This is a genomic window from Streptomyces sp. NPDC002328 (assembly GCF_042890065.1).
Lineage (GTDB): Bacteria > Actinomycetota > Actinomycetes > Streptomycetales > Streptomycetaceae > Streptomyces.
The window spans coordinates 21,087-34,826 of the sequence record NZ_JBIARQ010000016.1; the positions used below are offsets into that span (position 1 = coordinate 21,087).

General features: G+C 70.2%; 18 protein-coding genes. 8 read left to right on the plus strand and 10 right to left on the minus strand.

Annotation, left to right across the window (positions count from 1 at the left end):
• Positions 1–19: 19 nt before the first annotated feature.
• The 8 genes from ACFYX4_RS31030 to ACFYX4_RS31065 all read right to left on the minus strand — a co-directional run bounded on the left by ACFYX4_RS31030 (position 20) and on the right by ACFYX4_RS31065 (position 4,487).
• Entirely contained in the window at positions 20–433 is a 414-nt protein-coding gene (locus tag ACFYX4_RS31030) for a hypothetical protein (RefSeq protein ID WP_389340249.1), read from the minus strand.
• Between the two features lie 9 nt (positions 434–442).
• Entirely contained in the window at positions 443–886 is a 444-nt protein-coding gene (locus tag ACFYX4_RS31035; protein WP_389340251.1) for a hypothetical protein, read from the minus strand.
• Positions 883–1,365, minus strand: coding sequence for a hypothetical protein (locus tag ACFYX4_RS31040; protein ID WP_389340253.1), 483 nt, complete (start codon positions 1,363–1,365; stop codon positions 883–885). The genes ACFYX4_RS31035 and ACFYX4_RS31040 overlap by 4 nt, the downstream gene beginning before the upstream one ends.
• 99 nt (positions 1,366–1,464) lie before the next feature.
• A complete protein-coding gene (locus tag ACFYX4_RS31045; protein ID WP_389340532.1) occupies positions 1,465–1,788 on the minus strand; it encodes an SH3 domain-containing protein in 324 nt (107 codons plus the stop codon).
• 181 nt (positions 1,789–1,969) lie between these two features.
• Positions 1,970–2,719 (minus strand): hypothetical protein, encoded by a 750-nt coding sequence (locus ACFYX4_RS31050; RefSeq protein WP_389340255.1) that lies wholly within the window; start codon positions 2,717–2,719, stop codon positions 1,970–1,972.
• 17 nt (positions 2,720–2,736) lie between these two features.
• Positions 2,737–3,435, minus strand: coding sequence for a hypothetical protein (locus ACFYX4_RS31055; RefSeq protein ID WP_389340257.1), 699 nt, complete (start codon positions 3,433–3,435; stop codon positions 2,737–2,739).
• An 18-nt stretch (positions 3,436–3,453) separates the two neighbouring features.
• Entirely contained in the window at positions 3,454–3,939 is a 486-nt protein-coding gene (locus ACFYX4_RS31060; protein WP_389340259.1) for a hypothetical protein, read from the minus strand.
• Positions 3,936–4,487 (minus strand): DUF4913 domain-containing protein, encoded by a 552-nt coding sequence (locus ACFYX4_RS31065; protein WP_389340534.1) that lies wholly within the window; start codon positions 4,485–4,487, stop codon positions 3,936–3,938. The genes ACFYX4_RS31060 and ACFYX4_RS31065 overlap by 4 nt, the downstream gene beginning before the upstream one ends.
• Positions 4,488–4,746: 259 nt before the next feature.
• Here ACFYX4_RS31065 and ACFYX4_RS31070 point away from each other — a divergent pair.
• Positions 4,747–5,638, plus strand: a protein-coding gene (locus ACFYX4_RS31070; protein ID WP_389340536.1) for an IS5 family transposase whose coding sequence is annotated in 2 segments (ribosomal slippage) — positions 4,747–5,060 and positions 5,059–5,638 — 894 coding nt in all. Because the reading frame shifts where the segments join, the coding sequence is not laid out codon by codon here.
• Positions 5,639–5,680: 42 nt separating this feature from the next.
• Here the strand turns inward: ACFYX4_RS31070 and ACFYX4_RS31075 are convergent.
• Both ACFYX4_RS31075 and ACFYX4_RS31080 read right to left on the minus strand, forming a co-directional pair.
• Entirely contained in the window at positions 5,681–6,064 is a 384-nt protein-coding gene (locus ACFYX4_RS31075) for a contact-dependent growth inhibition system immunity protein (RefSeq protein WP_389340261.1), read from the minus strand.
• A 48-nt stretch (positions 6,065–6,112) separates the two neighbouring features.
• Complete coding sequence (locus ACFYX4_RS31080; RefSeq protein ID WP_389340263.1) at positions 6,113–6,868, minus strand: DNA-methyltransferase; 756 nt, start codon at positions 6,866–6,868, stop codon at positions 6,113–6,115.
• A 516-nt stretch (positions 6,869–7,384) separates the two neighbouring features.
• Here ACFYX4_RS31080 and ACFYX4_RS31085 point away from each other — a divergent pair.
• The 7 genes from ACFYX4_RS31085 to ACFYX4_RS31115 all read left to right on the plus strand — a co-directional run bounded on the left by ACFYX4_RS31085 (position 7,385) and on the right by ACFYX4_RS31115 (position 13,718).
• Positions 7,385–8,518, plus strand: coding sequence for a C40 family peptidase (locus tag ACFYX4_RS31085; protein WP_389340265.1), 1,134 nt, complete (start codon positions 7,385–7,387; stop codon positions 8,516–8,518).
• A gap of 72 nt (positions 8,519–8,590) precedes the next feature.
• Complete coding sequence (locus tag ACFYX4_RS31090) at positions 8,591–8,959, plus strand: hypothetical protein (protein ID WP_389340267.1); 369 nt, start codon at positions 8,591–8,593, stop codon at positions 8,957–8,959.
• A gap of 247 nt (positions 8,960–9,206) precedes the next feature.
• Positions 9,207–9,515, plus strand: coding sequence for a DUF6112 family protein (locus ACFYX4_RS31095; protein WP_061334899.1), 309 nt, complete (start codon positions 9,207–9,209; stop codon positions 9,513–9,515).
• Positions 9,515–10,198 (plus strand): hypothetical protein, encoded by a 684-nt coding sequence (locus tag ACFYX4_RS31100; RefSeq protein ID WP_389340270.1) that lies wholly within the window; start codon positions 9,515–9,517, stop codon positions 10,196–10,198. Before ACFYX4_RS31095 ends, ACFYX4_RS31100 begins: the two co-directional genes overlap by 1 nt.
• Positions 10,199–10,234: 36 nt before the next feature.
• Positions 10,235–11,608, plus strand: a complete 1,374-nt coding sequence (locus ACFYX4_RS31105) for an ATP-binding protein (protein ID WP_389340272.1) — start codon at positions 10,235–10,237, stop codon at positions 11,606–11,608.
• A gap of 81 nt (positions 11,609–11,689) precedes the next feature.
• Positions 11,690–13,162: an SCO6880 family protein gene (locus tag ACFYX4_RS31110; RefSeq protein ID WP_389340274.1), complete on the plus strand. Its 1,473-nt coding sequence runs from the start codon at positions 11,690–11,692 to the stop codon at positions 13,160–13,162.
• Positions 13,163–13,256: 94 nt separating this feature from the next.
• Complete coding sequence (locus ACFYX4_RS31115) at positions 13,257–13,718, plus strand: DUF6238 family protein (RefSeq protein WP_389340276.1); 462 nt, start codon at positions 13,257–13,259, stop codon at positions 13,716–13,718.
• Positions 13,719–13,740: the final 22 nt, after the last annotated feature.

Sequence of the window (13,740 nt, forward strand, 5' to 3'; positions counted from 1 at the left end):
GAAGGGGGATCGCCTGCGGTCAGCGGCTGTGCGCCGTGCTCTGGGCCGGAAGAGGCGGAGCCGGAACGGGCAGCGAGGGAGTCGGCGGAGACGGCGCTGGGGCCGGGACGCGGGCCAGGCTCTGCAGAACGGCCAAGACCGACTTGGCCTGGACGTCGCGGACTGCGACGGCTTCGGCGAGCCGACGGGAGCCGTCGAGAAGGTGGGAGACCTCGTGCCGGCCGATCTGCCGCTCGGGATGGATGAGCCGGGCGAGGTGGTCGCGGTGGAAGTCGATGCTGCGCTCGGCAAGAGCGAGGTCGTCGTGCATGCCGAGCAGGGCAGAGAGCAGGCCGGGCGGCTGGTCCTCGGCGCGGGCTTCGAGGTCTGCGAGCGGCGCGCCGTACAGGTCCTCGATCCGTCCGGCTATCTCGGTGGACGTGAGGTGGGACAAGCGGGGCTTTCAGGGTCGGCGGGCCTGGGCCGCCCCGGCACGCGGGGGTGCCGGGACGGCGGACGGGGGCAGGGTTGCGGTGGCCCTGAGCTGCGTCGTACGGACGGGACGGGCCCGCCGGTCGGGCGGAGGCATGGTGCGCAGCAGTTCGCCGAGGGCTGCGCGGTAGCCGTCGCGGGCATCGAGCGCCGCCTCCAGCCACTGCGCGTCGAAGCGGAGCTTGTCCGCCGACAGCTCGCCCATGTCGCGGTCCGGATCCATGTCCGCGTGCACGCGGTCGCGGACGCGGGCGACCTGCTCCTCAGTCAGAGCCAGGAAGGAGCGCAGTTCCAGGGCACGGGCGAGGGCGGGCGAGGCATCGTGGCCGGCAGCCGTCTCGTACAGCTCCGGGACCGGGTTCCCGAAGACCTTCTGCAGGTCGCCGTCCATGGTGCTGGCCTTGACCCGGCTCAACGGACGGGCCTTCCCGACCGCCACGCCGACGCCGGCGCGGGTGTACCCGCGGGTCGGTGGGGAGCGCTGGTCTGTACCGCGGGCCCGGTTCGGGGGCGAAGGCGGGCGAGCCGTTCGGCGGCGAGGTCCTTCTTGCCTGGAGCGTCCGGGTCGAGGAGCCACCGCACGACCATGGCCCGGCCGTCGCGTGCGGTGACGGCCGCGTTCACGCGGTGGGCGAGGCCCATCGTTGGGTCGTCGACCTCGCTGAGCTGGGTTTCCAGCGCGGCGAGGAGGTCGTCCTCCGCGCGGTCGAGCGCGGACTGAGCCTGGACGAGAAGGCCGTGCCACTTGACGACGTCAGTGGCGTCAGGGCTCGCGGTCGGCGCGGCGGCGACCGCGGCCTTCAACTGGTTCATGTCCATGGCGAAGCGCGCTTCGATCCGTTCGGTGAGCACGCCCACGACATCCTCGGCGTCATCAGATATGCCGTCGGACAAAAGGGAAACTCCTGTTCTGGAAAGACCGGTGCCTGGGGGAATGTGAGGGGCGGCCGTACCCGGCGGCTCAGTCGCTTACAGGCAGGTGCTGAATGCCTGTCAGTCCAGGCACATGCGGGTGTCGCGGTAGACGTACGTGCCGGAGACCCAGCCCTTGACGCCGGTCGACTTGTCCGTGATGTAGAGCCAGTTGCCGCTCTTCTTGTGGACGGTGAACTTGTGGCTCTTGTAGAGCACGCCGACCGCGGTGGACTTCGTGGTGGCCTTGGACCGGATGGTCACTGCCGACGCGTGGACCTTGTACGGCAGCGGCGGGAGGTCCGGGCAGGACGTCACCATGCTCGTGGCCGTCGCGGCAGCAGCGGCGGGGGCCGCGCTCGCAGGCGTAGTGGACAGCATCGGCAGAGCGATTGCTCCGAGCATCGCCGCGGATACGGCAATTCGGGTGGAGCGCATGCGGAAGAAACCTCCGTGAAGGCATAGGGATTGCGTGGAATGGCGTCGCGGGAGTTGTCCCGGCGGCTGTATAAGAGTCCGGAGAATCACCGGTTTGGCTAACCGGCGATCGTCGGCTATGTTTCGCCGCCCGCGTCGGCCCTGGCGCTCAGCGCGAGCGGCCGGGCGGGCGCGGAGCAGGGGCCTTTGCCACACCGGTCGGGCGGCTGGCTGCGGCTGTCGGGCGGACCGGTGGGAGGGGACCGGCCTCGCCGGTAAGCCGGTCCTCGCACCACTGCAGGGCCTCGCCCACCGTTTCGAAGCCGCCTTCGCGCAGGGTGTGCGTCCACGCGTCGGTGTCGACCTCCTCGACTACGACGCGGAACGGGCTGGGAGCTCGCTCGTCCAGGGCGCGCAGTGCCACGACGGTGACCATGTCGTCCGGGTCGTCGCGGGTGTAGGAGTAGCCCATGGCGTAGTGGTCGCCGTCGCCCGCGAGGCGTCGCTCCAGCGCACGAGTCGCCTCGTCCGCCGGCGGTGGCCCCAGCTCGGGGTCGAGGCCGATGGCGTTCTGCGGGCAGCCGCGGTGGATGAGCCAGGACTGCGCCATCGCGGGCAGCGGCATAGCGGCCTGCTCGAAGGTGAACGTCCGCTTCTCTCGGTCCCGTTGCAGATGCACGGCGAGCAGCTGCGCCATACCAGGGTGTCCCCACGTGGCGGTGCGGTCGAACAGGACGTAGAAGCTGTGCGCGCCGTTGGGAGTGTGGTGTGCGGCGAGAGGAACGAGCATGTCCTCGTGGACGGCGACCTTGCGGTAGAAGTCGAGGTAGATCTCCTCGTCGGCATCGAAGTCGTCCAGTTCGAAGTCGACTTGGGGGATGGGCTTCCGGGGCGGCGCCGGTTCGGTAGGAGTCAACAAGGGCCTTTCGGTGGAGTTCAGCGCCGCTGCACCGGGGTGGACGGCGACGTGCCGGGGCGAGCCGGCTGCGCGGGCGCCCGTGTCGTGGGGGTCCGACGGGCGGCGAACAGCGCGGCGCGTCCGGCGTCGGTGAGTGCGACCGGCTGGCCGGCGTGCACGGGATGGCCGGTATCCCGGACGACCAGGCCGGCGTCCTCCAGCCGCTGCAGCTTGGCGTGTGGGATGCGGGTACCGGAGGCGGCTGTGACGGACATCCGGCCGGTCAGCAGGTGTTCGTAGAGCTTGGCGCCGCCTGCAATGGCGAGCAGCGCGGCCTGGTCGTCCGTCGAGAGCGGCTTCGCGCCGGGCGCCAAGGCCGCTGCGGCGGCCTCGATGGGCTCCAGGGCGGCCAGCACCTTCCCGGCGGCGGCGTCCCGCGCGCCGGTGACATCCTCCAGCTGGTCCACGGTGCGGTTGATGCGCGTGAACAGGGCGTCGTCGACGTCGAACTCGCCGCTGGAAAGACGGTGGAGGAGGCGGAGGTAGAAGGTGACGCCGGTCTGGGACTTGGCCAGCTCGCGGTGCCGGTCGACCAGGTGGGCGTGTGGCTCGTCGAGGATGCCGCGGTCGCGGTAGGCCCACAGGGTGTCGATGTCGTGGCCAGTGGCGGCTTCGAGGCGGTGGTCGAGGGGGGAGACCGCACGCCGGGCTGGCGTCGGCGCGGGTTCAGGGGGCATAGGCGAGATTCCGTGCGTTCAGCGGGTGCGATGGTGCGCGGGGTTGTGTGCGGGACGGGGCAGACCCGGCAGTGCGGTGGCCGGTGGACCGGGGCGGGGCACCGGAGTGCGGGTGGTCAGCTGCGGGGAGCGCGAACGTGCCGCGTGGGTGCGGGCACTCAGCGGCCGGCGGGTCATCCCCAGGCGGAGGCCGACCTCGTCGTAGACGTCGTTGCCCGCCCGCGGCCGGATGGCGACGACGTGGATGTCCTTCGGGTGCGCGGACTCCGCGGGTGCCGGGCGGACGCCGTAGACGACGCGCCAGTCCTTGCGCGAGTCCACGAACAGCTTGCGGTAGCCCTCCAGGTCACCGTCGAGACGTAGCCCGAAACGCTGCGCGTTTACGACTTCTTGCAGGTAGGCGAGGGTGAGGTCGCGGATATCGCTGGGGGCCTGCAGGAGATCCGTCAACGCGCGGGGGTCGAAGCTCAGTCCGAAGGCGGGCTGCCCCTGTCCCGCGGTCATGACGTCGGCTCGTCCGGCTCGGCGGGCCCGCCGGCTTCCGCCGTGGCCAGCGTCTCCGTGCGCGCGGACGGCGGCGGGCCGGGCAGAAGACGGTGCGCGGGCCGGTCGGGAGAGGTCATGCAGGCCGACAGCGGCCCGCCCGGTGCGCGGATCGCTGCAACGGCGTGGGTGAGGAAGTCCCGGTGCCACACGAACAGGCCGCTCAATCCGGCTTCGGGGTCCTTGTGTTGCTGGTAGGCGAGCCACAGGGCGTGGAGCCAGGCCACGACGTCGTCGTGCTCCTGCCACTGCAGGCACCAGGGCGCTGCGGTGGTGACCTCCGCCCCGTAGACCGGGAGGAAGAAGTCGTCGATCCAGTCCGACAAGGCGTCGAGTTCGTCTTCGCGTTCCTCCCCGTCGAGTTCCAGGATTGGGCGGGGCTCCGGCGGAGCGGCGGCAGGCGGCCCGCCGAGCCCCGGCATGCCGAACGCGGCGAACGGCGATCCGCTCGGCGCTGGGGCGGACGCGAGGTGGTCGAGTTGCTGCGCCTGTTGCGCCGACTGCTCCATGAGCCGTCGGACGCTCGCCTCGATTCCTTCCAGCTGCGGATCGGGAATGCGTACCGGCTCCAACTCCCCATCGTCAGGAGGTTTTATGGGTTCGGGCATGAAGAAGTTCGGCCTCCTACGAGACGCGGAATGTGAGGAAGACGGAAGCGGCGATGCTCGGACCGGCCGGCGAGTTGCAAGTCCGCTTCGTCGGATTGCCGACTAGGGCGCCGGTCGCTTTGGCGGGAAGCGCGCTCGCGGCTCAGACCGCGTTTGAGATCTGCCGTGTCCCGTTACTGAGGCGTTCGTTGAGCTCAGCGTGAGCGGTGGTGGGGGTGGGTATCCGTCAGACTTGACGGATGAGCAGTGGGCGCTGGTGGAGCCGTTGCTCCCGCCTGCGCGGGTGGGCCCGAAGGGCGGGCGTCGGGAGAAGCATCCACGGCGACGGATCGTCGACGCGATCTTCTACGTCGTGCGGACCGGATGCGCCTGGCGGCAGCTGCCGAAGGACTTCGCCCCGTGGCCGACGGTGTACTGGTACTTCACCTGGTGGCACGACGACGGCACCGTCGAGCGCATCCACGACGCTCTCCGACAAGGTCCGTGAAGCCGACGGCCGCGGCGCGGAGCCGAGCGCGGGCCTGATCGACTCGCAGTCCGTCCGCACCGCCGACACGGTTCCCGCGGCCACCAGAGGCTTCGACGCAGGCAAGAAGGTGAAGGGCCGCAAGAGGTTCATCGTCACCGACACCCTTGGTCTGCTCCTGGCCGTCCACGTCGTCGCCGCAAGCATCCAGGACCGCGACGGCGCAAAGCGGCCCTTGCTGTGGACCAGGCTCGACCACCCCAGCGTCAAGAAGATCTGGGCCGACCAGGGCTTCGCCGGCCGCCTGGTCGAGTGGGCCGCACAGATCCTCGGCCGCGACCTGGAGATCGTCCGCAAGGACCCTGACCAGCGCGGCTTCCAGGTCCAGCCCAAGCGGTGGGCGGTAGAGCGGACGTTCTCGTGGCTCACCGCCCACCGGCGCCTGGCCCGGGACTACGAGACCAGCCCAGCCCACGCCGAGACGATGATTCGATGGGCCATGATCGGCGTCATGGTCCGTCGGCTCACCCGGGGCCGTGCTGCGACGCGTCCCGGCCCACGACCGCTCGTGCAGCACTCCCCGTAGACAACCTGCCGGCCCCTCGCCGCGGTAGCTGCTGTCGGCGAGCTACAGAGCCAAAAACCTCTCAACCTCACGTTTCAAGGCAGGCGGCACGTCGGCCAACTCCGAGACGATCAGGCGGACATCCCGCTTGAGCTCAGGGGACTCGCTCCAGACTTCCGCACTTCTGGTGAGCACGGCGGCCAGCAGATCACCCTCGTACATGTCGCCTTCCGCCAGCGGGTCGACCCGGAGGACCTCCACCGCCAGGGGCAGGAGATAGGCAAGGCCCACGTCTTGCCCGATCAATAGCCGCATGTCCTCAACCGTCAGGCAACCGATCGGATTGCGCCGAAGCTGGCGCACGGTCGCCATCAGCCGGGTTTCACCGCCCGACGGGACCGACCAACGGTCGCGCTCAAGCTCCTCAAGGGAGAGGTCACGGTTCACGAGTCGAGTCACCGACCGATCGTCCCATGTCAGATCTCAAACGCGGTCTCAGACGGTGAGAATCACGTCGTCTTGCGTGAGGGTCTCGCGGATCGTTTCGGTGAGCCGGTCGGCCGCGATCGACGCGTAGTGCTCGGTCTTCTCCACGCCGATGAAGTCCCTGCCTTCCAGCAGAGCGGCCACCCCGGTGGAGCCGGAGCCGGCGCAGAAGTCGAGCACTGTGCCGCCTTCGGGGCTGATCTTGACCAGCTCGCGCATCACCTCGACGGGCTTCTGCGTGATGTGCTGGCGCTTCGCCCCCGAGGGCTGCGAGGCCGAGTACAGGCCGGGCAGATAGACGGGGTTCCGGGAGCCGTCGATCGCTCCCTTCGATGCCCAGACGATGAATTCACAGTTCTGGGTGAACCGGCCCTTCTGGGGCCGTGCCTGTGGCTTGTGCCAGGCCAGTACCCCGCGCCACAGCCACCCGGCCGCCTGGATCGCGTCCGTCGTGATCGGGAGCTGACGCCAGTCGGTGAACAGCAGCGCGGTGCCGCCGCTGCGGGTGAGGCGGTGGGCTTCGGTCATGATCTGCGTCAGCCAGAACCCGTAGCTGCGCTGGTCCATGTTCTCGCCGGTGAAGTCCGGCAGGGTGTGCTGGGCGTCTGCGGAGGTGTACTTCTGCTTCGCGGAGCGGGTGGTGCGCTCCTTCGCGGTCCTGCCGCCCGAGTTGTACGGCGGATCGGTAATGACGGAGTCGACGCAGCCGTCCGGAAGGCCGGCGAGAACACTGAGCGCGTCGCCCTGGTGCAGGGAAAAAGGCAAAGAGGAACCCCTATTCGGGTGCGGAATCGCGGAGAGAACTAACCGCCTCGCACAGAAATCCTCGCGGGCCGGGAGTGGGCATGCAGAAGCCCAGGGCCGCAGACCGAGGAAGGCGAGGGGGAGTCCAAAAACTGTAGAGGCGAAAGCGCCGACGACCAAGAAGTGCATTGCCGAGGTGCCGGATTCCGGTACCTCACGCCAGCTTTTTGGTCAACCGCCGATCCGCGCCTACTGTTTTTGAACCGCCCGGCGCACACCGCCGCTGACTAATCCCCTACCCCACCTCACGGAGGTATCTCCCTGCCCCGGCACACCTAGCTCACCGCCCGGCCACGCGGAGCGAGCGGCAACTCGCCCCCACCGGCCCGCTTTGATCGCCCGCCCCGGCCGCCGCGCCCTTCCCATCACGCCTCGCGCACGCGGCACGGCCGGACACTGCACCCCGAAGGACACGCTCATGACGTCTCGCCACCCACCCGCGCCCGAATGCGCTGACCGGCGAGCGATCCGCTCCGGTTGAAGGCGCTCGCCGCCGGCATCGGCGTCGTCTTCCTCTCCCCGATCCTGATCGCCGGCACCGGCATGATGCTGGCTTCCTCCGCCGACGCCGTGCAGAGCAGCGGCTCCTTCAGCAGCTGCCTGACCGGCATCGACACCGACGAGGTCGCCGATCAGGTCACCAAGATCCTCGACGGCGCGTCCGGCAAGAACGTCCACGTCGAGGGCTTGGACCTGCCGGCTGAACAAGTGCCCAACGCGGCGACGATCGTGGCCGCCGGCCTCTCGCTCGACGTCCCGAGGAAGGGACGGATCGTCGCGCTCGCCACCGCGATGCAGGAGAGCCGGCTGCGCAACCTCAACTACGGGGACCGGGACTCGCTCGGCCTGTTCCAGCAGCGTCCCTCCCAGGGCTGGGGCAGTGCTCAGCAGATCCGCGATCCGGTCTACGCCTCCGAGCAGTTCTACAAGCACTTGCTCAAGGTGAGCGGCTGGCAGCAGATGACCGTCGCCCAGGCCGCCCGGGCCGTGCAGAGATCCGGCTACCCCGACGCGTATGCGCAGTGGGAGAGCCTGGCCACCGCGCTGCAGGATGCCATCGCCAAGACCTTCCCGGGCGGCGGCACCGACGCGGACAGCAAGGACGCTGACCAGGGCAAGCAGCCATCGACCGGCACGACCGGCTGTGCTCCGGGCCAGGACGGTTCCGGCTTCGGCCGTATCCCCGAGGGAAGCGTCCCGAAGGGCTACGCGATCCCGAAGGACGCCGATCCGAAGGCGCACAAGGCCATCGAGTGGGCGATGCACCAGCTCGGCACGCTCTACCAGTGGGGCGGCTCCTGCACCGACGCGCATGGTCCTGACCCCATGGGCCGCTGCGACTGCTCCAGCCTGATGCAGCAGGCGTACGCGCATGCCGGCGTCACTCTCACCCGCACCACGTACACGCAGGTCACCGAGGGCAAAGCGGTCTCGCCAGCCCAGCTCAAGCCCGGTGACCTGATCTTCAGCCGCGGCACCGCCGCCCGTCCTGAGCACGTCGGCATGTACATGGGCGAGGGCCTCGTGATCGAGGCACCGCGCACCACCAAGCCGGTCCGCATCACTCCGATCAGGGACTGGACGATTCTCGCCGCCCGCCGCGTCCTCTGACACCGGCCGGGGCGCGACCGCCCCGGCCCACCATCTCTGACCGAGATTCCCCCAACAGTACGGAGCATCTTTTTGATAACCCGCCACCGCGCCCAGCGTGCCCTCGCGGCAGCCTCTCTGGGCCTGGCCGTCGCCGCCGGCGGCCTGGCCACCGCCACCACGGCCCAGGCGTACGACACCGGCACCACCACCATCAGCTGCAGTGCGGTCAAGGTACGCAAAGCCCCGTCGAAGACGTCCACGGTCTTGGGCATCGCCTACCGCCACGACAAGGTCCGCTACGACCAGTGGGTCTACAAGCAGTCCGAGAAGACCTGGTACACGCGCGGCACCGTCACCCGGAAGTCGGACGGCAAGAAGATCGGCCGCGGTTACATAATCTACAACTGCGCGAACCCGTACAAGACCAACCCGGCGCCGAAGCCGTCGGCCCCAAAGTAGGGGTCTCCCTCGGCCGGTTCGGCCCCTGAGCCGGCGCGCCTTCGCCGGGAGCACCGGCTCGGTCCGCGCCCTCGGCGCGGCACCTGCTGCGTCCTCGTGCGAGCGATGTCGTCTCTTCGCGGACGTCGACCGGGCCAGCCGGTTCCTGCACGGTGTCTGCCCGCCCTTTCTGCGAGGCGCTGCCTCGTTCCTCCCTTTCCTTCTGTGATTCCCGCGCGCCGGGTTTCGGCGTGCCCAAGGAGCCTCCTTGCCTCTACTCGAAACCGTGCAGTACCTGGCCTACGATCCCGGCATCACGCCGTCGGGCGGTGGCCTGCCCGGTCTGAGCGTGCTGAAGAACGTCGTCAACTCGATCAACCTGTTCGGCATCATCGCCGTCGTCGGCGCCCTCGCCGTGTCGCTCGGCGTGTGGGCCTGGGGCCACCACACGGGCGGTCACCAGGCCGAGGCCAACGGGAAGAAGGGCGCGGTCGTGGCCGCAGGCGCCGCCCTGGGTCTGGGCGCCGCGAACGGAATCGTCGCGTTCTTCTCGACCCTCGGGTCGCAGGTGCACTGATGGAGAAACGATTTCTCTCCCTGTCTTCGTATGGCAGGGGCTGGTCGGCCAACCGGCGCATCGCGATCGTCGCCGCCGCCGTCGCAGTCCTGCTCGCAATCGCCGGGATCGTCGCCCTGCTGACCGGCGGCGGCAACGGCCACCAGGCCCCGGACACCGCCGCACCCGCCCCGACCGGCAGCCCGTCCTCCTCCGAAGCCGCCCCCAAGCCTTCCTCCGGATCCGGGTCGGTGTCCCATCCTCCGCAGATCGCCGAACCGGTCGCCTACGCCAAGGCGGCGGCCCAGATGCTGTGGTCCTACGACACCCGCGACACCAGCCGCGACCAGCAACTCGCCGGCATGCGCGCCTGGATGACCACGGAGACCAAGTACTCCGACTGGGCCTCGGTCTCCGGCCAGGTCCCCGATCCGGTGCTGTGGTCGCGGATGGCCGACCAGGACCAGCACGCCACCGCCAGCGTCACCGAGGGCCACTACCCCTCCGCGTTCAAGCAGGCGCTGGCCGACGACCCGTCCGCGATCACCGAGGCGTACATCTACGTCGTCACCGTCAACGGCAAGCAGACGCTCAGCTGGAAGAAGGGCGGCGGGGCCGAGGAACGGGCCGTGACCCTCGCCGTCCAGTGCCGCCCGAATCACGACTGCACCCTGGCCGCCATCGCCCCGAGCGTCACCCAGTGACCCGCGCCTGAGACAAGAAAGGAGGAGTAACTCCTCGTGGGTTTCTGTGATTTCCCCTTGGCGGACAAGCTGTGCGCCGTCGGCGACGCGGTCGATTTCGCCTCGGACCCCGGCAAGGCCATCGGTGACTGGATGGCGAAGTCCGCCGGTGAACTGGCAGCAGCCGCAGCCGATTTGGCCGCCGAGGCAGTCAACACCACCACGAAGGTGGACCTCAACGCCACGTGGTTCGTCGACAACTACGAGATGCTGCTGCCACTGGGCCTGTTCCTGCTGGTCGCCACGTTCTGTGCGCAACTGGTGCGGGCCGCAGTCCGACGCGACGGACAAGCCCTCACACAAGCGTTCACCGGCACCATGAGCGGCGTCCTGTTCGCCTTCTGCGCCATCTCTGTGACCACAGTCGCCGTCGAAGTGGTCGACGCCGTCAGCGACGGCCTGTTCAAGACCGCGCACCTGAACATCGAGTCGGCCGTGCGACGCATCGTGAAGGTCAACCAGATCGCGGGCCTGTCCGGGCTGGGATGGCTCGTTGCGGTCGTCGCCGGCCTTGGTGCCGCCGTCGGCGCCTTCCTCTACTGGTGCGTGATGATGGTCCGCAAAGTCGGCATCCTCGTCATGGTCACGCTGGCTGTCTTCGCCTCCGCCGGCGGCGGATGGGAGGTCGCGCGGCGCTGGCGCAAGGGCTGGATCGAGGCCACCGCCACCCTCGTCGTCTCCAAGCTCCTGATGACCGTGATCTTCATCCTCGGCATCGCCGCCATGGGCGAAACCGAGGCCAAGGACGGCATCGCCGCTCTGGCCGACGTCATGTCCGGCATCGTGATCATGATTCTGGTCCTGCTGTGTCCGTACGCCGTCTTCAAGTTCGTGCACTGGGCGGCCGACGGGACCGACGGCGAGTCCATCCACCGGGCCGGCGGCGCCGGAGCGCAGATCGCCAAGGCGCATGCCGAGAAGGCCGCCCGTAAGGCCGCCGCGGCTGCGGCCACTGCCGGAACCGGTGGCGCTGCCGCCGGAGCAGGCGCCGCACCGCAGGGGCCCGACGCCGCTGGCGGGGGCGGCTTCCCCGGCGACGTCGCCGCCAACCCGACCGGCGGCGGAGAGGGCACGGAAGGTTCACAGGGCGGCGGAACAGGCTTCTCGCCCGGTGGCGGTGGCGTCAAGTCCGGTCTGGAGAAAGCCGTCCAGCCCGCGCCGACGAGCGTGTCCGACGACACCAGCGGCCAGGCGGGCGGCAGCCCGGGGCCGGGCGGGTCCGGAGCGAACGCCGCCTCCGGCCAGGGCGGCGGATGGCAGTCCGCGGCGCCGACCACCACCCCGCCGCCGCAGGGCGCACCCCCGTCCTCCGGCTCACAGACGGCCACGTCCAGCGGGTCGGCCTCACCTCCGCCGCCGACCGGCCTCTGATCCCCTGCCCGTCTACCGGGGGCGGGACGTGCGCTGCACCTCCCGCCCCCGGCTTCCACCCGCGTCTCCAGGACCCGCCCCTTGACTGATCTCTCCGTCGCCCCGGTCACGGTGAAGTTCCCGCACCGGTCCCGCCGCGGCATCCTCCTCGGCCTCTCCCTGCCCCAACTCGTCCTCGTCTCCTGCACGCTGGCGCTACTGCTGATGACGGTGGTCTCCACCGGACTGCTCGGCGCCGTCGCCCTGGCCCCGCTGTGGGCGGCATCCGGTGCCCTCGTCGCGATCCGCCGGCACGGCCGCTCCCTCATCGACTGGGCGCCGATCGTCGCCCGCTACGCACACCGCCGCCGCACCGGCCAGACCCTCTGGCTCGCCCGGCCCATCACCCGGCCCCGGCAGGACGGCATCCTCCACCTGCCCGGCACCACCGCCTCCCTCAAGGTGGTCACCCCCGGCGACTCCGCCAACGGCGCCGCGGCCATCCACGACCCGCACCAGCAGACCCTGACCGCCATCGCCCGCGTCAGCAGCCGCGCCTTCGCCCTCCTCGACCCCGCGACGCAGAACCACAACGTGAGCAGCTGGGGCCGCGCGCTGGCGGGCATCGCCCGCACCGGGCACATCGCCACCGTCCAGGTGCTGGAACGCACCGTCCCTGACAGCGGCGACACCCTCACCCGCCACTGGACCCACAACGGACAGCCCCAGACCCCAGTGGCCGGACAGATCTACTCCGAACTGGTCGCCTCGGCCGGCCCCGCCGCCGCCCCGCACGAGACCTACCTCGCCATCTCCCTCGACCTCAAGGCCGCCCGGCGCCTGATCTCGCAGGCCGGCGGAGGGCTGCCCGGGGCGTTCACCGTCATGGAGCAGACCACCGCATCCATCGCCCAGGCCGCCCGCAACGCCGGACTCCAGGTCACCGGGTGGCTGACCGCGCGGGAGATCGCCGCCGTCATCCGCACCGCCTACGACCCGAAGGCGCTCGCCCCCCTCCAGCAGTGGTCCGAGACCGGCCGCGCCGAGGCCGATCCCGCAGCCGCCGGGCCCGTCGTCCAGTTCGAGGAGTACGACCGCCTCGCCACCGACAGCGCACGGCACGCGACGTACTGGGTGGAGAACTGGCCGAGGACGGAGATGGGGGCCGGCTTCTTGCACGGGATCATGTTCACGGCCGGCGTGCGGCGCAGCCTCTCCCTCATATACGTGCCGCAGGGACTCGAGTCCGCGCTGCGAGACGTCCAGCGGAAGAAGGCGGCGATCATCGCCGACGCCAACGAGAGGGCCCGCCGGGGGCAGGTCGACAGCGAGGAAGACTCCGTCGAGTACGCCGACGTCAAGCAGCGTGAGCGCCAGCTCATCGCCGGACACGCCGACGTGGCCCTGACCGGACTGGTCACCGTCACCGCCGAGACCGACGCCCTCCTGGACGCCGCCTGCGCACAGATCGAGACCCACGCCGTCACCTCCGGCGTCGATCTGCGACGGCTCAACTACCAGCAGCCGGACGCCTTCGCCCTCAGCGCGCTCCCGCTCGCCCGGACCGCCCTGTGAGCCGGGCCCGTCCCCGCCGGTCAGCGCAGTGGCGCCCGCCGCTCTTCGATCATCCGTCACCGCCCCTGCCTGCCGGCAGGAAGGACCACCACCTTTGACCGCTCCCACGCGTCCGGACGACGCGCACCCCTACCTCCGCGCCGCGAGCGCCGGAGTCCGCCACCACACCCGGGCCCTGGCACCGTCGGACGCGAACCCGCCCCGGCCAGCGGACCGGCTGCACCTTGACGTGCTGCACGCCCACCTCACCGCCCTGCACCAGCTCTTGGACCGGCTCGCCGACAACACCCGGCCTGCGCACCCCGCCGCCGGCCGGCACCTCGCCACCGCGCACACCCGCCTCTGGCAGGCCACCAGCGAGGTCCACTCCGCCTTCCACCTGCTGCCCAACAACACGGCCGCAGAAGCCGAGACAAGCGCATGCCATCCAGAGCGGCTGCCCGAGGGACCGCCCGTGCTCACGATCTGCCAGCGCCACCTCGCCGCCGGGCATGTCATCCGCCGCAAGACCACCCCCACCGACCTCCGCCCGCACACCACAGCCTGCGTGCGATGAGCACGACCCGCAGAAACGAGGG